Source organism: Streptomyces hyderabadensis (genome assembly GCF_020404845.1).
Classification (GTDB): Bacteria; Actinomycetota; Actinomycetes; order Streptomycetales; family Streptomycetaceae; genus Streptomyces; species Streptomyces hyderabadensis.
In genome coordinates this window covers 1-16,642 of record NZ_JAIOJZ010000022.1, presented here as the reverse complement: position 1 = coordinate 16,642, position 16,642 = coordinate 1, and the positions used below count along the sequence as shown (strand labels likewise).

Genomic DNA, 16,642 nt, shown 5'->3' with positions numbered 1-16,642 from the left:
ACGAGGCACCAGATGACCGACCCCGTGACGCTGGACGGCGAGGGACAGATCGGCGAGTTCGACGAGAAGCGGGCCGAGAACGCCGTGCGCGAGCTGCTGATCGCGGTCGGCGAGGACCCGGACCGCGAGGGCCTGAGGGAGACGCCGGCGCGCGTGGCGCGGGCGTACAAGGAGATATTCGCCGGCCTCTGGCAGGAGCCGGAGGACGTGCTGACGACGACGTTCGACCTCGGGCACGACGAGATGGTCCTCGTGAAGGACATCGAGGTGTTCTCCACCTGTGAGCACCATCTGGTGCCGTTCCGCGGGGTGGCGCACGTCGGGTACATCCCGTCCACCAGCGGGAAGATCACCGGTCTGTCGAAGCTGGCCCGGCTCGTGGACGTCTACGCGCGCCGTCCGCAGGTGCAGGAACGTCTCACCACGCAGATCGCGGACTCCCTGATGGACATCCTCGAGCCGCGCGGGGTGATCGTCGTGGTCGAGTGCGAGCACATGTGCATGTCGATGCGGGGCATCCGCAAGCCCGGCGCGAAGACCCTCACCTCGGCCGTGCGCGGGCAGCTGCGGGACGTCGCCACGCGCAACGAGGCGATGAGCCTGATCATGGCGCGCTGAGCGGGTACGCCGATCGGTGCGTCGTGCGGCGTGCGTGCGTCACGCCGCCGATGCGGCGCCCGGGTGGTCGTCGTCCTCGTCTTCCGGGAGCCTGCAGACGCGCTCCATGAAGACCGCGGCCGCTATCACGCCGATGCCCGCGACGACCGAGGCGCCGGCGTAGATGGCCTGGTCGCGGCGGGCCGGGATGTCGAGGTACTCCAGCAGGAAGACGCCCGTGCCGCCGTACATGCCGGCGACCAGGGCGGCCACCAGGGCGCTCGCCTGGCCGAAGACCACGGCGCGGGCCGCCATCATCGGGTCGACGCCCTTGGCGCCGGGCACCCGCTCCCGCTGGGCCTTGAGGCGGGCGCGGATGGACAGCGCCGTGGCCAGCAGGATCACCGCGATCAGGGCGAGCACGACGGGGGCGGCCAGGGGGACGCTCGGAAGGGTCCCCACCGAGTTCCACAGGCGGGCGCCGGCCCAGGACAGCACCCCCGCGACGACGAACACGCCGGCCAGCACCCTGATGCGCAGCTCTTTCACGGTGTTCCGGTGTCCCTTCGGCTTCGCGGGGCGGTCGTCCGCCTCGTCGTCCGCGTCGTCCTCGTCGTGTGGTGGTTCTGGTCGTCCGAGTCGTCTCGTCGTCCGAGTCGTGTCCGTCGTCCGAGTCGTCTTCGTCGACCTTAACGACTACTCGGGCAGCCGGAGTTCCAGGTCGGCGCGGGGCGTGACGCCGTCGCGGGTGACGGCGGCCAGGAGGTCGGCGACGCTGCCCCGGCCGGGCAGGGCGGCCTCGGGGTCCACGTCGAGCCAGGGGGCCAGCACGAAGGCGCGCTCGTGGGCGCGGGGGTGGGGCAGGGTGAGCTGCGGATCGTCGGAGACGACCTCGGCGTAGGCGACGATGTCGACGTCCAGGGTGCGCGGGCCCCAGCGCTCGTCGCGGACCCGGTGGAACGCCTCCTCGACCGCGTGCGCCCGCTCCAGGAGCGAGGACGGGGGCAGCGTCGTCTTCAGGATCACGACCGCGTTGAAGTAGGAGGGCTGGCTGTCGGGTGCGACGCCCCACGGCTCCGTCTCGTAGACGGGCGAGACGCCCTTGACGCGTACGCCCGGGGTGTCCTCCAGGGCGTCGATCGCGCCCTGGAGGGTCTCCAGGCGGTTGCCGAGGTTGGCGCCGAGGGCGATCACCGCGCGTTTGGGGTTGGACAGGGTGGTGTCCGCGGCGTCGACCTGCTCGATGACGGAGGCGGGCACGGGCTGTACGGTCGGGTCGCTCGGACCCTTGGCGAAGGGGGCGCTCATACACGGCTCCGGATGATGGTGACGGTCACGTCGTCGAAGGGCACGGTGATCGGCGCGTCCGGCTTGTGGACGCAGACCTCGACCTCCTGGACCCCTTCGTGCTTCAGACAGACCTGGGCGATGCGTTCGGCGAGGGTCTCGACGAGGTTGACCGGCTCGCCCTCGACGACGGCCACGACCTCCTCGGCCACGATGCCGTAGTGCACGGTCTTCGCCAGGTCGTCGTCGGCCGCGGCCGGGCGGGTGTCCAGGCCAAGGACGATGTCCACGAGGAAGGTCTGGCCGTCCTCGCGCTCCTTGGGGAACACACCGTGGTGCCCACGGGCCTTCAGGCCGCGCAGCGCGACACGATCCACGCGAATCACTCCTGCAGTCGTCGGTCTCGGCCGGTCGTGCCACGTGCGGGTGGTACGGCGGCCCCAGTCGAATCTACCCGCGGCCACCGACAGCGCCGGGCCGCGGGGTGCGGAGCGGGGTGGGGTGCCGGCAGGTTTTCACCGTGCGTTTTCCCTGGCGGTCGCGGTGGATCACGGGTTGGTAGCCGCCCCTACCCGCCGGGCCGTGATTCCAACCACTTCCCCGCCTCGCCCGGTCAGGGTGGGGTGTCCTCGCCGTCCTCGTCCTCGGTTTCCGCGAGTACGGGGGAGGCGTGGTGCGACCAGAGCTTCCAGCCGGCGGGTGTGCGGCGGAAGGCGTTGGTGGCGACGACGAGCTGGCCGACGAGCGGGCCCAGCTCCTCGCCGCCGTCGGGGGCGGGGCCGCCGCTGAGGATGTTCTCGGTGCAGGTGACCAGGGCGGTGTCGCCGGTGACGGAGACGTGCACGTCGGTGAGGAAGAACTGGATGTAGTCCGTGTTCGCCATGATCAGGGCGTAGGAGCGCAGGACCTCGCCGCGGCCGGTGAGTACCGGCCAGCCCGGGTGCACGCAGGAGACCACGCCGGCGTCGGCGGGATCGTGGTACGACTCGTCGATGCCCAGGTCGGAGGGGGTGAGCCAGAACTCGGAGACCTTCTCGAAGTCGCCCTCCTCCAGTGCCTCGTAGAAGGCGGTGTTCGCGGCCTCGACCTGCTCGACGTCGAGGTGCGGCGCGTTCACCGGGCGCCTTCGACGGCGCGGGCGACCCGGACGGCGTCGGCGGTGGCGCGGACCTCGTGGACGCGGACCGCCCACGCGCCGGCGTGCGCCGCGAGCGCGGAGACGGCGGCGGTGGCGGCGTCGCGCTCGCGCGCGGGGGGCGGGGTGGCTTCCGGGCCGGCGAGGACCCGGCCGAGGAAACGTTTGCGGGAGGCGGCGACGAGGAGGGGGTGGCCGAGGCCGAGGAGGCGGTCGAGGTGGGCGAGGAGGACGAGGTCGTGCTCGGCGTCCTTGGAGAAGCCGAGGCCGGGGTCGACGACGATGCGGTCGGGGGCGATGCCGCCGTCCAGGACGGCCTCCACGCGTGCGTGCAGCTCGTCGACGACCTCGGTGACGACGTCGGTGTAGGTGCCCCTGACATTGCCGCCCTCCAGGAGGCCGCGCCAGTGCATGACGACGAAGGGGGCGGCCGCGTCGGCGACGACAGGGATCATCCGGGGGTCGGACAGGCCGCCGCTGACGTCGTTGACCAGGGCGGCGCCGGCGGCGAGGGCCTGCTCGGCGACGGAGGCGCGCATGGTGTCCACGGAGATCGTGACGCCCTCGGAGGCGAGGCCGCGCACGACCGGGACCACGCGCCGGAGCTCCTCGTCCTCGTCGACGCGGGTGGCGCCGGGGCGGGTGGACTCGCCGCCGACGTCCACGAGGTCGGCGCCCTCGGCCACCAGGTCCAGGCCGTGCTTGATGGCGGCGGTGGTGTCGAAGAAGCGGCCGCCGTCGGAGAAGGAGTCGGGGGTTACGTTGACGACCCCCATGACCGCGCAGCGGTCCCATGCGGTCAGTCCCGCTAGGTGGTGTCGGCGGCCGGTCTGCTTGCTCATGTGTTCAGCGTAGGTGGTGGGGGGTGGTGGGTGCGCGGTGCCTGCGGCGCCTGCGCGGGGTGCCTGCGGCGCCTGTGCGGCTCCGGTGGGGGTGCGCGTTGCGCCTTGGGTTCGGTGGGTGGGTCGGGGCCGCGCCGGGGGGTGTTCGTCCTCGGAACGGCGCGGAATCGGTGGGCCTAGAGGTTCCCGGCGTTGACGCGCCAACCGCTGCGGGCGAACACCCCCCGACACGTCCCCTTCCCGCCGTACGCGGCTGCGGGCAGTCGCCAGCCGCCGCCGCTGCGGGCAGTCGTGCCGCTGGGGCGGCACGGGTGGGCGGTGGGGGTACCTCCCAGGCCGTTCAGGCACTGGGGGAGGCACCCCGTAACGCCGGGCTGCGCTCCCCACCCCGCGCCGACATCCGCGCCGGGTGCCAACGCAACGCCGGGCCGTGCGACCCACCCCCGCGCCGACACCCGCGCCGGGCGCCAACGCAATGCCGGACCACTGGGCCGTTACGCCGCCCGCGCCGGCACCTGGTGGGCGCAGGGGCGGCGCGAGGAAACCCCGCGGCGCAGGAACCGCGGCAGTGACACCGTCACGAAGCCCTCCGCCTGCATCGCGGCGAAGCCGATGCGGGGCAGGTCGGCCGAGCGGCGGTAGACCACGAAGCGCGGCTCCCACCGGGGCCGGAACTTCGCGTTGAACTTGTACAGGGACTCGATCTGGAACCAGCGGGAGAGGAAGACCAGCAGGCCGCGCCATGCGCGCAGGACGGGGCCCGCGCCGATCTTCTCGCCGCGCGCGAGCGCCGCGCGGAACATCGCGAAGTTCAGGGACACGCGGGCGATGCCCAGCTTCGGGGCGGCCTGGAGCGCGGCCACGATCAGGAGTTCGTTCATGCCGGGATCGGCCGCGCGGTCGCGGCGCATGAGGTCGAGGGACACCCCGTCCGTGCCCCACGGCACGAAGTGCAGGATCGCCTTGAGGTCGCCGTACTCGCCGGGCTCGGTGTCCTGCTTGTGGGCCGTCGCGATCAGGCAGTCGCCGTCGGCGGGGTCGCCGATGCGGCCCAGGGCCATGGAGAAGCCGCGCTCGGTGTCCGTGCCGCGCCATGCGTCGGCGGCGCGGCGTACGCGGTCCAGTTCGGCGTCGGACAGGTCAGCCACGCGCCGTACGCGGGTTTCGTAACCGGCGCGCTCGATGCGTTTGACCATCTGACGCACGTTGCGCATCGCGCGGCCGGCGAGGGAGAAATCCGCCACGTCCACCACCGCCTCGTCGCCCAGTTCGAGGGCGTCCAGGCCCGTCTCGCGGGTCCAGACCTCGCCGCCGGTCTCGGAGCAGCCCATGACGGCAGGGGTCCAGGAGTGGGCACGTGCCTCGTCCATGAAGCGTTCGATGGCGCCCGGCCAGGCTTCGACGTCGCCGATCGGGTCGCCGCTGGCCAGCATCACGCCGGACACGACGCGGTAGGTGACGGCGGCCTTGCCGCTGGGGGAGAAGACGACGGCCTTGTCGCGGCGCAGCGCGAAGTGGCCGAGGGAGTCGCGGCCGCCGTGCCGGGCGAGCAGGGCGCGCAGCCGGGTCTCGTCGTCCTCGGTGAGCCGGGCCGCGGGATGCTCGGGGCGGAAGGCCAGGTAGATGGTGGTGATGGCGGTCAGGAGGCCGAGGGCGCCCAGGGAGAAGGCGACCGTCCAGGAGGTGTTGCCCCGGTAGTCGACCGGGCCCTCGACGCCGAACAGTCCGTACAGCACCTGGGTAAGGCGGTCGGCCAGGCTCGGGTCGCCCAGCATGCGGTGCGGGTGGGCGTTGACCACGAGCAGGCCCAGCAGGACGGAACCCGCGCTCATGAGGACGAAGTTGGCCAGTGCCCGCCAGCGGCTTCGGGGGTCGGGGAGCGCCGCGAACTGGTCGCGGTGGCGCAGCAGGGGGGCGAGCAGGGCCAGGGAGATCAGTACGCCGATGAGGGAGTGGCGGTAGCTGAACTGGGCGAGGGCGCCGAGGGGGAGGAGGGCCACGGCCGCTCGCCAGGCCCTGCGCTTGCGGCGCTTGAGGCCGTGGGCGAGCAGGAGGAGCAGGACGCCGGCGCTGAGCGAGAGGGCCGCGGCGAAGGGGCCGAAGGAGCCGGGCAGCACCTCGGCGAGGGCGTGCATGCGGCTGTGCCGGAAGCGCGGGAAGACGCCGGCGGCGATGTCCAGCAGGCCGACGAGCACGCAGGCGCGGCCGACGAGGAGGGGGACGTGCTCCGGGCGGGGGCCGCGCAGTGCGCGGTGTATGCGGGTGGGCTTCGTCGGAACCCCGCCCGACATTTCCTCATCTGTCCTGACAGACATCGCACCTGTTTGTTCTGCGAGAGACCGTGGATCCGGGCCCGTTTCGGGCATCCGGCGACATTGCGCCCTCTAGGACGGTGTCTCGGAGGGAGAGGTTCACTCCCCTGATCGGAAAGCCCGGACGGACGGGCGTAGGGAAAGCGCGGGCAGGTAGCAAGGCATGGGGCTCACGAGCGACAAGGTGCTGGCACTGGCGGTGGCGGCCGGTGTGCTGCTGTTCGCCGGGACGGTGTGGCTGTGGCCACGGCTGGCCCGGCGGAGCGTGCGGGCCGTTCTGGGGCGGGTGGGGCTGCTGTTCGCCACCCAGGCGGCGGTCTTCGCGGCGGTGGGACTGGTCGCCAACCAGTCCTTCGGGTTCTACGGCAGCTGGGCCGACCTGTTCGGGCGGGAGGACGGGCAGGGGGTCGTCGTCGACCACTCGGCCGACGCGGGCGGCGGGCCGCTGCAGGTCGTCGGCGACCGGCGGGTGACACCCGCGGGCGGGGCGCGGCCGGAGGTGTCGGGGCGGGTCGAGGAGATACGGGTCGTCGGGCGTACGTCGCGGATCGCGTCACCGGCGTATGTGTATCTGCCGCCGGAGTACTTCCGGCCGGGGAACCGCGACCGCAGGTTTCCCGCGGCCGTCGTCCTGACCGGTTACCCGGGGACCGCGGAGGCGTTGGTGGAGAAACTCCACTATCCGCGTACGGCGCTCGAGCTGGCGAAGGCCGGCCGGATGCGGCCGATGATCCTGGTGATGCTGCGGCCCACGGTGGCGCCGCCGCGCGACACGGAGTGCGTGGACGTCCCGGGCGGACCGCAGACGGAGACGTTCTTCGCGAAGGACCTCCCCGAGGCGGTGAGCGCCCACTACCGGGTGGCCGAGGGGCCGCGGAGCTGGGGCGTCGTCGGCAACTCGACCGGCGGCTACTGCGCCCTGAAACTCGCCGCGCACCATCCGGAGGTGTACGCCGCCGGGGCCGGGCTGTCGCCGTACTACGACGCGCCGAACGACCCCACCACGGGCGATCTCTTCCAGGGAAACGAGGCGCTCGAGAAGCGGGCCAGTCTGTGGTGGTACCTCAAGAACCGGCCCGCGCCCGACACTTCACTGCTCGTCACCAGCAGCAGGACCGGCGAGACGAACTACAAGGACACGCTGAAGTTCATCGAACTGGTGAAGGGCAAGAGGCCGACGCGGATCTCATCGATCATCCTGGAAAGCGGCGGCCACAACTTCAATACCTGGCGGCGGGAGATTCCCGCGACGCTGCGGTGGCTGGATGGGCGGCTGGGTGGCGGGCGGGACTCTTGAATGATCTTGGAATCCGGGGGTAATTCGTCCGTTGTCCCGGGTGTGGATTCCCGGTTCCCTGTGAACGCGTCGGAGATGGCCGTGTTTTTACGGGGCGGGGCGCCAAGATTCGCCTACGCGCGGTAAGTTTCTGGCCATGCCACGTGGACGTCACCGCCATTCCCCGCCTCTGCACAGGCTGCTTCCCCCGTCGGCGATCGCAGGTGTTTCGGTCGTCTGCGCCCTCGGGCCCTGGTTGTTCAGCGAGCTAGTGATCATTCGCGTCCTGGCCGCGGCCGCCGCGGTGACGGCCGTGGTCGGCGCGGTCGTCATGCGGCACTGGGACGCGCAGGCGGGCCGGCAGGTCGCCGACCTCACGCGCGCGCGTGCCAGCGACGAGTGGCGCTTCGAGGAACGGGTCGCCGAACTGGAGTCCGACCTGGAGGAGTCGCGCGAGCTGCGGCAGAAGCTGGAGCACCGGCTGCGGGCCAAGCGCACCGAGTTGGCGGGGCTGCGCAACGAGCACGCCTCGCTGCTGCGGCGCTACGCCACGGCGGAGACCGAGCGCGCCAGCGCGCTGGAGGGCCGCCGGCTGCTGGAGATAGAGGCCGCGCCGCAGGCCCCCGCGCTGCCGGCGGCCCGCCCGGCCCCGGCTCAGGAGGCGCCCGCCCCGGCTCAGGAGACGAAGGACGCGAAGACGCCGGAGACGGATACGGCGGAGAAGGAGACGTCCGCGCGGGAGGCTTTGGCCGAGGAGAGTGCGGGCGACGAACCGGTCGACGTCCCGGCGGTCTTCTCGCCCGAGGGGTCCCGGCTGTTCCTGCGTGCGAACGCGGCGCTGGCCCGCCTCGACGGTGACGCGCCCGCCGACCCGGACGGTGGCGACCGGGGCGCCCGGGCCGAGGGCTCGGACGGCTCCGGCGGTGACGGCGGCGGCGAGGGCGCGGCGGTGGCCGAGGCGGGGCAGGAGGACGAGGCCCAGGGGCAGCCCGAGGCGGCCGACGGCCACGAGCGCACCGCCGCCGCCTCCCCGGCCACCTCCTCCGACGAGCGGCCCGCGCAGCCCACCCAGTCCACGCAGCCCACCCGGCGGGCCGACGGGCACTTCACGGTGCCGACCGCGGTGGCCGTCGTACCGCCGGCTCCGGCGCGGCGTCCGGTGGTCGAGGGCGGCTTCGACTTCTTCGGCACCAAGGCCCCCGAGGGCGGCGCGTCGGACGCGGCGGCCGCGTCCGACGCCGCACTGGAGACCGTCCAGAACGAGGACCTCGCCGACGTGGTCGGCCAGGAGGCGCTCGCCGTGCACAAGGCCGAGGCCGAGGTCTCCTTCAAGCAGCCCGGTGAGGAGTCCCGGGGCGTGGGCCAGGTGATCGACCTGACGGCCCACGACGAGACCGAGCAGATCGACGTGCAGGGGCTGCGCAGCGCGGTGTCCTGACCGGCCGGCGCCGCGGCCCCGGCCGGTCAGGCCATCCAGCGGTCCGGCGGGGCGTCCCGGCGGCCGGTACGGGAGCGTTCGGCCTGGCTCCGCAGCAGCTCCGCGGCCTCGTGGGCGTCGCGCAGGCGGGCGGCCACGGTCTTGTTCGCCCCCGTGTCCACATGGACGTCGGCCAGCCGCAGGGCGCGCCGCCAGGGCCCCTGTGTCAGACGGACACTCTGCACCTTGGCGTGCGGCACGAGTGCCAGGCTGCGGCGCAGCAGGCCGTGCCGGGAGGCGAAGACGGCGTCGGTGACGGCCAGCCCGTGGCCGCGCCACCACAGCGGGCGGCACCGCGCCGCCCGCCGCGGCGGGCGGGACAGCTCCGCCGCCGTCGGCACGGTCACCCCGGGCAGCACGCGCGCGACGACCGATTCGGCGATCTCGCGCGGGGCGACCGGCAGCAGGACCGAGTTGGACGACCCGGCCACGTCCAGCTCCACCCGTACCCAGCGGCGGCGCCGCCACAGCAGCGGTTGCACCAGGCGCACGGTCTGCACCCGGCCCGGCGGCACCGTCTCGTGGGCGCGGTCCAGCAGCCCGTGGTCGATGCGGAGCCCGTCCGGGGACTCGGCCACCGTCCAGTCGTACTCCCCGACGAACCGGCCGGCGCTGCTCGCGCCCGCGGCGCCCACCAGGGGCAGGGCGGTCGCCAGCACCGTCCACAGGTTGTGGGTGGCCAGCCACAGGAGGGTCGGTACGACGGCGGCGGCGAGCAGGGTGCCCCAGGTCGCGCCGGTCAGCAGGAGGGAGACGGCGAGGACGCCGGGCGGCACCCGCAGCAATTGCCGCGCGGGGGCCTCGCCGACCTCGTGCGCGGTCTCGGGCGCGAAGCCCGCCGCACGGGCGAGCAGCTCGGCCCGCAGCGCACGCGCCTCGTCGGCGCCCAGGAAGGCCAGCTCGTCCTTCTTGCCGGTGCCTATGACGTCGAGCTTGAGCTTGGCCACCCCCGCGACCCGGGCCAGCAGGGGCTGGGTGACGTCGATCGCCTGGATGCGTTCGAGGCGGATGTGCGCGGTGCGCCGGAACAGCAGTCCGGTACGGATCCGCAGCTCGGTGCCGGTCACCGCGTAGTGGGTGAACCACCAGGTGAGGAAGCCGTACAGGGCGGCGGCCGGGATCAGTACGGCGAGGCCGATCAGCAGGTGGGTCGTGGTCAGCCGGGTCAGCTGGCGCTGGGCCTGGTCGGGGTCGTGCACGGCCCACCCGACGAGCACCGCGACCGGCGCCCACGCCCGCCGCAGCGGTGTGACGGGGTGCAGACGCCGCTCCACGACGCCGTCGGCGGAGGCCGGTGACGCGTCGGGCTCGTGCTGCGGCGTCCCCGGGGTGCCGCTGCTGGTCCCGGCGGGGCGGGCCGGGGAGGGGTGCCCCGTGCCGCCGCCCGTCGGGCCCTTCGCGCCGTCCGTCGGGCCCTTCGCGCCGTCCCCCGGGACCGGAGCCTGGTCGGGTCCCGCGCCGGTGGTGTTGCCGTCGGGTGGGGCGGTGGCGGGTTGCGGGCCGGTGGTGTCGCCGTCGGGCGGGACCGTGGTGGGTTCCGGGCCTGTCGAGTGGGTGGCGGGGCCCGGGCCTGTCGGGTGGGTGGCCGGGGCCGGTGTGGGGGCCGGGGGCTCGGGCGGGGTGTGGTTCGGCTTCTCCCGGGCGGCGTCCCCGGGTGCGGCCGGGGACCGCGGGACGGACCTGCCCGCGTCGGCCGCACGGCCCGTCGTGCCCTCCCCGGCCCCGGGCCCGGTCACAGTCCCGCCGATCGGGCCTCGCCCAGCTCGGTGAGGCGGTCGCGGAGGCGTTCCGCCTCGGCCGGGTCGAGGCCGGGGATGGTCGCGTCGGTCGCGGCGGCGGCCGTGTGCAGCTGCACGCTGGCCAGGCCGAAGTGCCGCTCGACCGGTCCGGAGGTCACCTCGACCAGCTGCATGCGCCCGTACGGGACGACGGTCTCCTCCCGCCACAGCACGCCCCGGCTGATCAGCAGGTCGTCGGCGCGCTCGGCGTACCGCCAGGACCGCCAGTTGCGCCCCAGCATCACCCAGCCCCAGGCCAGCAGGGCCAGCGGCAGGAGCGCCAGGGCGGCCCAGCCGGGGGCCAGGAACAGCGCGGGCAGCACACCGGCGGCGAGCGTCAGCAGGCCGAGCCACACCACCAGCAGCAGGCGGCGCATGCGCAGCAGCCCCGGCGGCAGGCCGGTCCACACCGGTTCCTCTCCCGCCGGACCCGCCGGGTGCGGCGCGAGAGGAATCCCCGTCGTGCCCGTGTCGTCCGGGCTCCCCGTCTCCATGGGGCCAGCGTACGTAGGGGAGACTGGGTCCATGACTCCCACGACGGAGACCACGGTCGGAATCGGCGGTGCCGCGGAGAGCACCGACATGGTGCTCAACATCGGGCCCCAGCACCCGTCCACCCACGGCGTGCTGCGGCTCAAGCTCGTTCTGGACGGCGAGCGCATCACGAGCGCGGAGCCGGTGATCGGCTACATGCACCGCGGCGCGGAGAAGCTGTTCGAGGCCCGTGACTACCGTCAGATCATCATGCTCGCCAACCGCCACGACTGGCTGTCGGCCTTCTCCAACGAGCTGGGCGTCGTCATCGCCGTCGAGCGGATGCTCGGCATGGAGGTCCCCACGCGCGCGGTGTGGACGCGGACGCTGCTCGCCGAGCTGAACCGGGTGCTCAACCACCTGATGTTCCTCGGGTCGTACCCGCTGGAGCTGGGCGGCATCACGCCGGTCTTCTACGCGTTCCGGGAGCGGGAGGTCCTCCAGAACGTGATGGAGGAGGTCTCCGGCGGGCGCATGCACTACATGTTCAACCGCGTCGGCGGCCTCAAGGAGGACCTCCCGGCGGGCTGGACCACGCGCGCGCGTGCCGCCGTCGCCGCCGTGCGCTCGCGCATGGACGTCTTCGACGACCTGGTGCTCGGCAACGAGATCTTCCGGGGCCGTACGCGCGGGGTGGGCGCCCTGAGCGCCGGGGCCGTGCACGCCTACGGCGTCAGCGGACCGATCGCGCGCGCCTCCGGCGTCGACTTCGACCTGCGCCGCGACGAGCCCTACCTGGCCTACGGCGAACTCCAGGACACCCTGAAGGTCGTCACCCGCACCGAGGGCGACTGCCTCGCCCGCTTCGAGTGCCTCCTGGAGCAGACGCACAACGCCCTCGACCTCGCCGACGCCTGCCTGGACCGGCTCGCCGAGCTGGCGCCGGGACCGGTCAACCAGCGGCTCCCGAAGGTGCTGAAGGCACCCGAGGGCCACACGTACGCCTGGACCGAGAACCCGCTCGGCATCAACGGCTACTACCTGGTCAGCAAGGGCGAGAAGACCCCGTACCGGCTGAAGCTGCGCTCGGCGTCGTACAACAACATCCAGGCGCTGGCGGACCTGCTGCCCGGGACGCTGGTCGCGGACATGGTGGCGATCCTGGGGTCACTGTTCTTCGTGGTCGGCGACATCGACAAGTAGCGCCTCGGCGTCGACCGAACCCACCGGCTGGAGCAGCCAGACGAAGTCGCCCAGGCCGCCCGGCGCGGTCAGTTCGGCGGCCTGGGAGGCGCGCGCCAGGGCGCGTACGTACGCGGTGGGGTCCGTGGACGCCAGCGCGAGCGGGGGGCGTGCGCCGGTGACACCGAGGGCGCGAAGGGCCTCGCGCTGGGGGCGCAGCAGCGCAGCCGGGGGCGCGTGCCCCGGAGCGCACCTCTCGGTGTGGGCGGCCGCGCACGCGTCCAGCGCGACGTGTGCGGTGATGTCGCACGACCCGTCGGGCACCGGCGCCGTCTCCCGTCCGTCCCGGAAGCCCGTGAGCGTTCCGAACGGCGGCCGGGTGGCCGCGGTGTGCGCGTAGTCGACGGCGACCGCGAGCCCGGCGTCCAGCGCCGCCACGGCGGACGCCCAGGCCTCGTCGCGCGGGAGCCCGATCTCCGCCCGCCGCCCCTCCTCGGCGGCCGGCGGCCACCACCGGGCCAGCCACCCGGCCTCCGCCCCGGCCACCGGCTCCCCGAGCCGCTGCGCCCCGTCGGCCCGCACCAGCACCCGGCGCGCCACGCCCGCGGCGTCCACCTCCGCCACGTCCACCGGCACGTTGTCCAGCCACTCGTTGGCGAACAGCAGCCCGGTGGCGCCCGCCGGCGGCTCCGCGAGCCACCGCACCCGCCGGTCGAGCCCTGCGGGGCGGGCGGCGACCTCGACGGCGTACGCGCGCGTACGGGCGGCCACGTCGGCGGGCAGGGCCGCCAGCACCCCGGTGACCAGCTCGCCCCGCCCGGCCGCCATGTCCACGAAGTCCAGCACCTCGGGCCGGCCCAGCGCCTCGTCGACCCGGCACAGCAGCCGCGCCACCGCCCCCGCGAACAGCGGCGACGCGTGCACGGAGGTGCGGAAGTGCCCGGCCGGGCCCTCGGGCCGCGCGCGGTAGAAGCCCTCCGGTCCGTAGAGGGCCTCCTGCGTGGCCGCACGCCAGCCCCGCCACTCCTCACGTGCCTCGCAAGCCCCGCTGGGCCCTGCCGTCCCTGGTGTCACAGGCCCAGGCTAGGGGCACAGAAGAGCGGAGCCTCCACCTTGGGGAGTATGCGCGAGCGATGCGGATCGGCCCTCCGGTTGACCCCTGCACCTATTCCGCTTCCCTACGCTGGGTTACGTGCAGCGCCTCTACGACTTCCTCCGCAGACACCCGACCGGTGTCGACTCCTTCTGGGCCCTGGTCGTGCTCGGAATCTCCCTGGTCTCGACGGTGACCCCGGGGACGCGGACGGACGGGACGGACAACGCGGCGCTGATCGTCCCCTTCGTGGTGCTGCTCAGCCTCGTCATCGCGCTGCGCCAGCGGGCGCCGGAGCGGATGCTGCTGCTCGCCGTCGCACTCGGCGTGGGACAACTGGTCTTCGACGTCTCGACGATGCCCGCCGACTTCGCCTTCCTGGTGATCATCTACACCGTGGCGGCCACCGGCGCCCGCTGGGCCTCGCGGACCGCGCTGGCCACGGGCGTGTGCGCGGCGCCGCTGGCCCAGATGCGCTGGTCCGACAGCGAGCTGAGCATGGGGACCACCATCGCCGTGACGGTCTTCCAGGCGGTGCCCTTCGTCCTCGCCTGGGTGCTCGGCGACTCCGTCCGCACCCGCCGCGCCTATTTCGCGCAGCTGGAGGAGCGCGCGACCCGGCTGGAGAAGGAGCGCGAGGCACAGGCCAAGGTCGCGGTCGCCGCCGAGCGCGCCCGGATCGCGCGCGAGCTGCACGACGTGGTCGCGCACAACGTCTCCGTCATGGTGGTGCAGGCCGACGGCGCCGCCTACGTCCTGGACGCCGCCCCCGACCAGGCGAAGAAGGCCCTGGAGACCATCTCCTCCACCGGCCGGCAGGCGCTCGCGGAGATGCGCCGCCTGCTCGGCGTGCTGCGCACCGGCGAGCACAAGGAGGCCGGGGAGTACGTTCCGCAGCCCGACGTCGAGCAGATCGAGGACCTGGTCGAGCAGTGCCGCAGCTCCGGGCTGCCGGTCGACTTCAAGGTCGAGGGCACCCCCCGGCAACTGCCCAGCGGCGTGGAGCTGACCGCGTACCGCATCGTGCAGGAGGCGCTGACCAACACGCGCAAGCACGGCGGCGAGAACGCGGGCGCAAGCGTGCGCCTGGTCTACTTCGACGACGGGCTCGGCCTGCTCATCGAGGACGACGGCAAGGGCGCCCCGCACGAGCTGTACGAGGAGGGCGGCTTCGACGGCCAGGGCCACGGGCTGATCGGCATGCGCGAGCGGATCGGCATGGTCGGCGGAACGCTGGACGCGGGCCCGCGTCCGGGCGGAGGATTCCGCATCAGTGCGCTGCTGCCGCTGAAACCCGCACCGTGACCACCGCGCCCGTACGCACGTGCGGCATTGACACCTGTAAGGCAAAGGAAGAAGAGGCCCGATGGCGATCCGCGTGATGCTCGTCGACGACCAGGTGCTGCTGCGCACCGGGTTCCGGATGGTGCTGGCGGCCCAGCCGGACATGGAGGTCGTCGCGGAGGCGGGCGACGGCGTCGAGGCGCTCCAGGTGCTGCGCTCGACCGCCGTGGACGTCGTCCTGATGGACGTCCGCATGCCCAAGCTCGACGGCGTGGAGACCACCAGCCGGATCTGCGTGGACCCGAACGCGCCGAAGGTGCTGATCCTGACCACCTTCGACCTCGACGAGTACGCGTTCTCGGCGCTGAAGGCGGGTGCCTCCGGCTTCATGCTCAAGGACGTGCCGCCCGGCGAGCTGCTCGCCGCGATCCGCTCCGTGCACAGCGGCGACGCGGTGGTGGCGCCCTCCACCACCCGCAGGCTCCTGGACCGGTTCGCGCCGATGCTGCCGGGCACCGGGCAGGAGCCCCGGCAGAAGGAGCTGCAGCGGCTCACCGAGCGGGAGCGTGAGGTGATGGTGCTGGTGGCGCAGGGCATGTCCAACGGCGAGATCGCGGCGCGGCTGGTGCTGTCGGAGGCGACCGTCAAGACCCACGTGGGCCGCATCCTGACCAAGCTGGGCCTGCGCGACCGCGTGCAGGTGGTGGTCCTGGCCTACGAGACCGGTCTGGTGCGGGCCGGCGGCGGACCGGCCTGACCGGCCTGTGCGCAGGGCCCGGCGTCGGTAGGGTCTGCGCATGCTCCTGTGGATCAACGGCCCCTTCGGGGGCGGAAAAACACAGACCGCGCACGAGATACGGCGCCGGCTCCCCGGCAGTGTCGTCTGCGACCCCGAGCACGCGGGCTTCGGGCTGCGCCGCATGCTGCCACCCGAACTGCGGGACAACTTCCAGGACCTGGCCTCCTGGCGGCAGGGCGTCGTGGAGGTGCTGGACCTGGCCCTGACCAAGCACGACGGCGTCGTGATCGCGCCGATGACCGTCACCGACCCGGGGTACTTCGCCGAGACCGTCGGCCGGCTGCGCGAACTGGGCCACGACGTCCACCACTTCACCCTGCTCGCCGAGCGCGAGACCGTCCTGCGGCGGCTGCGCGAGCGCGGCCTCGGCCACGCCCTGCGGTACGTGACGGGGAAGGGGAGCGGGCCGCGCCGGGAGAGCTGGGCCGTGCGACAGCTCGACCACTGCCTGGAGCGGCTGGCCGAACCGGAGTTCGCCGAGCACCTGTGGACGGACCACACGACCGTCCCCAAGACCGCCGACCGCATCGCCGTACTCGCGGGACTCACCCTGAAGCCCAACAACGAGGGCGCGCTGCGCACCCGGATGCGGCAGGCCGGCGTCGGGATCCGGCACATCAGGGTCGACTGACGCCGGCCCCGGTAACCGGCGTCAGCGCAGGATCCCCTCCAGGAAGTCGCTGCCCAGCCGGGCCACCACCGTGACGTCCAGCTGGTGCAGGACGTACCGGCCGCGGCGGCGGGTGGTGACCAGTCCGGCCTTCTTCAGCACGCCCAGGTGCCGGGATATCTCCGGCGCCGTCATGCCGTGCACCTGGGCCAGCTCGCCCGTGGTGTACGCGCTGCGGGCCAGATACCGGCAGATCCGCATCCGGACGGGGTGGGACAGCGCGGTCATCCGCATCGTGAGCTGCTCCACCGACGGCGGTGAGGCCAGCTCGGGGGAGCCGGCCGGATAGTGCAGCACCGGCTGCCAGTCGTGCCGGTGCAGCACCATCAGATGCGGCCAGCCCAGGCTGGTCGGGACCAGCAGCAGGCCGCCGTCGGCCGTCGCGGTGCGGCCGTCGCCCAGCTTGTCGACGGTGATCAGCGCCGCGCCCTCGTCC

The 16,642-nt window shown here is 73.4% G+C and carries 17 protein-coding genes; 7 read left to right on the top strand and 10 right to left on the bottom strand.

Translation table 11 applies throughout. The annotated features are described in order from the left end of the window. Positions 1–12: 12 nt before the first annotated feature. Positions 13–618: a GTP cyclohydrolase I FolE gene (gene folE / locus K7854_RS18555; RefSeq protein WP_226027646.1), complete on the top strand. Its 606-nt coding sequence runs from the start codon at positions 13–15 to the stop codon at positions 616–618. Positions 619–657: 39 nt separating this feature from the next. On the opposite strand, the gene K7854_RS18550 is transcribed toward folE, so the two are convergent. The 6 genes from K7854_RS18550 to K7854_RS18525 all read right to left on the bottom strand — a co-directional run bounded on the left by K7854_RS18550 (position 658) and on the right by K7854_RS18525 (position 6,152). Next, positions 658–1,146, bottom strand: coding sequence for a DUF3180 domain-containing protein (locus K7854_RS18550; protein WP_226027645.1), 489 nt, complete (start codon positions 1,144–1,146; stop codon positions 658–660). Between the two features lie 147 nt (positions 1,147–1,293). Next, positions 1,294–1,905 (bottom strand): 2-amino-4-hydroxy-6-hydroxymethyldihydropteridine diphosphokinase, encoded by a 612-nt coding sequence (folK, locus tag K7854_RS18545; protein ID WP_226027644.1) that lies wholly within the window; start codon positions 1,903–1,905, stop codon positions 1,294–1,296. Next, entirely contained in the window at positions 1,902–2,261 is a 360-nt protein-coding gene (gene folB, locus K7854_RS18540) for a dihydroneopterin aldolase (RefSeq protein ID WP_052836365.1), read from the bottom strand. The genes folK and folB overlap by 4 nt, the downstream gene beginning before the upstream one ends. A gap of 236 nt (positions 2,262–2,497) precedes the next feature. Then, positions 2,498–3,001 carry a nuclear transport factor 2 family protein gene (locus tag K7854_RS18535; protein WP_226027643.1) on the bottom strand — a complete coding sequence of 168 codons (504 nt, stop codon included), beginning with the start codon at positions 2,999–3,001 and terminating at the stop codon, positions 2,498–2,500. Further along, the gene (gene folP, locus K7854_RS18530; protein WP_226027642.1) at positions 2,998–3,861 is read right to left on the bottom strand and encodes a dihydropteroate synthase; all 864 of its coding nucleotides are present in this window, start codon (positions 3,859–3,861) and stop codon (positions 2,998–3,000) included. Before folP ends, K7854_RS18535 begins: the two co-directional genes overlap by 4 nt. A gap of 494 nt (positions 3,862–4,355) precedes the next feature. Next, positions 4,356–6,152 carry a phosphatidylglycerol lysyltransferase domain-containing protein gene (locus tag K7854_RS18525; protein WP_226027641.1) on the bottom strand — a complete coding sequence of 599 codons (1,797 nt, stop codon included), beginning with the start codon at positions 6,150–6,152 and terminating at the stop codon, positions 4,356–4,358. Positions 6,153–6,336: 184 nt separating this feature from the next. On the opposite strand from K7854_RS18525, the gene K7854_RS18520 reads away from it, so the two are divergent. Both K7854_RS18520 and K7854_RS18515 read left to right on the top strand, forming a co-directional pair. After that, a complete protein-coding gene (locus K7854_RS18520; RefSeq protein WP_226027640.1) occupies positions 6,337–7,470 on the top strand; it encodes an alpha/beta hydrolase in 1,134 nt (377 codons plus the stop codon). 136 nt (positions 7,471–7,606) lie between these two features. After that, positions 7,607–8,887 (top strand): hypothetical protein, encoded by a 1,281-nt coding sequence (locus K7854_RS18515; RefSeq protein ID WP_226027639.1) that lies wholly within the window; start codon positions 7,607–7,609, stop codon positions 8,885–8,887. 26 nt (positions 8,888–8,913) lie between these two features. On the opposite strand, the gene K7854_RS18510 is transcribed toward K7854_RS18515, so the two are convergent. Next, positions 8,914–10,200, bottom strand: coding sequence for a PH domain-containing protein (locus tag K7854_RS18510; protein WP_226027732.1), 1,287 nt, complete (start codon positions 10,198–10,200; stop codon positions 8,914–8,916). 458 nt (positions 10,201–10,658) lie between these two features. Beyond that, entirely contained in the window at positions 10,659–11,198 is a 540-nt protein-coding gene (locus K7854_RS18505) for a PH domain-containing protein (RefSeq protein ID WP_226027638.1), read from the bottom strand. Positions 11,199–11,229: 31 nt separating this feature from the next. On the opposite strand from K7854_RS18505, the gene K7854_RS18500 reads away from it, so the two are divergent. After that, on the top strand, positions 11,230–12,381 hold the full coding sequence (locus K7854_RS18500; protein ID WP_226027637.1) for an NADH-quinone oxidoreductase subunit D: 1,152 nt from the start codon (positions 11,230–11,232) through the stop codon (positions 12,379–12,381). On the opposite strand, the gene K7854_RS18495 is transcribed toward K7854_RS18500, so the two are convergent. Then, positions 12,346–13,434: an SAM-dependent methyltransferase gene (locus tag K7854_RS18495; protein WP_226027636.1), complete on the bottom strand. Its 1,089-nt coding sequence runs from the start codon at positions 13,432–13,434 to the stop codon at positions 12,346–12,348. The two genes, K7854_RS18500 and K7854_RS18495, sit on opposite strands and share 36 nt — an antisense overlap. 118 nt (positions 13,435–13,552) lie before the next feature. Here K7854_RS18495 and K7854_RS18490 point away from each other — a divergent pair, with 118 nt between their 5' ends. The 3 genes from K7854_RS18490 to K7854_RS18480 all read left to right on the top strand — a co-directional run bounded on the left by K7854_RS18490 (position 13,553) and on the right by K7854_RS18480 (position 16,167). Continuing rightward, positions 13,553–14,758, top strand: coding sequence for a sensor histidine kinase (locus K7854_RS18490; protein ID WP_226027635.1), 1,206 nt, complete (start codon positions 13,553–13,555; stop codon positions 14,756–14,758). A 61-nt stretch (positions 14,759–14,819) separates the two neighbouring features. Continuing rightward, positions 14,820–15,494: a response regulator gene (locus K7854_RS18485; protein WP_226027634.1), complete on the top strand. Its 675-nt coding sequence runs from the start codon at positions 14,820–14,822 to the stop codon at positions 15,492–15,494. 40 nt (positions 15,495–15,534) lie between these two features. After that, positions 15,535–16,167 carry an AAA family ATPase gene (locus K7854_RS18480; RefSeq protein WP_226027633.1) on the top strand — a complete coding sequence of 211 codons (633 nt, stop codon included), beginning with the start codon at positions 15,535–15,537 and terminating at the stop codon, positions 16,165–16,167. A gap of 21 nt (positions 16,168–16,188) precedes the next feature. Here the strand turns inward: K7854_RS18480 and K7854_RS18475 are convergent. Continuing rightward, positions 16,189–16,642 (bottom strand): ArsR/SmtB family transcription factor (locus K7854_RS18475; RefSeq protein WP_226027632.1); only part of this gene is annotated, 454 nt, incomplete at its 5' end.

What these genes read in the sequence shown, in the direction of transcription:
- folE (WP_226027646.1), top strand. Translation starts at nt 13, where the DNA reads ATGACCGACCCCGTGACGCTGGACGGCGAGGGACAGATCGGCGAGTTC.
- folK (WP_226027644.1), bottom strand. Translation starts at nt 1,905, where the DNA reads ATGAGCGCCCCCTTCGCCAAGGGTCCGAGCGACCCGACCGTACAGCCC.
- folP (WP_226027642.1), bottom strand. Translation starts at nt 3,861, where the DNA reads ATGAGCAAGCAGACCGGCCGCCGACACCACCTAGCGGGACTGACCGCA.
- K7854_RS18525 (WP_226027641.1), bottom strand. Translation starts at nt 6,152, where the DNA reads ATGTCGGGCGGGGTTCCGACGAAGCCCACCCGCATACACCGCGCACTG.
- K7854_RS18520 (WP_226027640.1), top strand. Translation starts at nt 6,337, where the DNA reads ATGGGGCTCACGAGCGACAAGGTGCTGGCACTGGCGGTGGCGGCCGGT.
- K7854_RS18515 (WP_226027639.1), top strand. Translation starts at nt 7,607, where the DNA reads ATGCCACGTGGACGTCACCGCCATTCCCCGCCTCTGCACAGGCTGCTT.
- K7854_RS18505 (WP_226027638.1), bottom strand. Translation starts at nt 11,198, where the DNA reads ATGGAGACGGGGAGCCCGGACGACACGGGCACGACGGGGATTCCTCTC.
- K7854_RS18500 (WP_226027637.1), top strand. Translation starts at nt 11,230, where the DNA reads ATGACTCCCACGACGGAGACCACGGTCGGAATCGGCGGTGCCGCGGAG.
- K7854_RS18485 (WP_226027634.1), top strand. Translation starts at nt 14,820, where the DNA reads ATGGCGATCCGCGTGATGCTCGTCGACGACCAGGTGCTGCTGCGCACC.
- K7854_RS18480 (WP_226027633.1), top strand. Translation starts at nt 15,535, where the DNA reads ATGCTCCTGTGGATCAACGGCCCCTTCGGGGGCGGAAAAACACAGACC.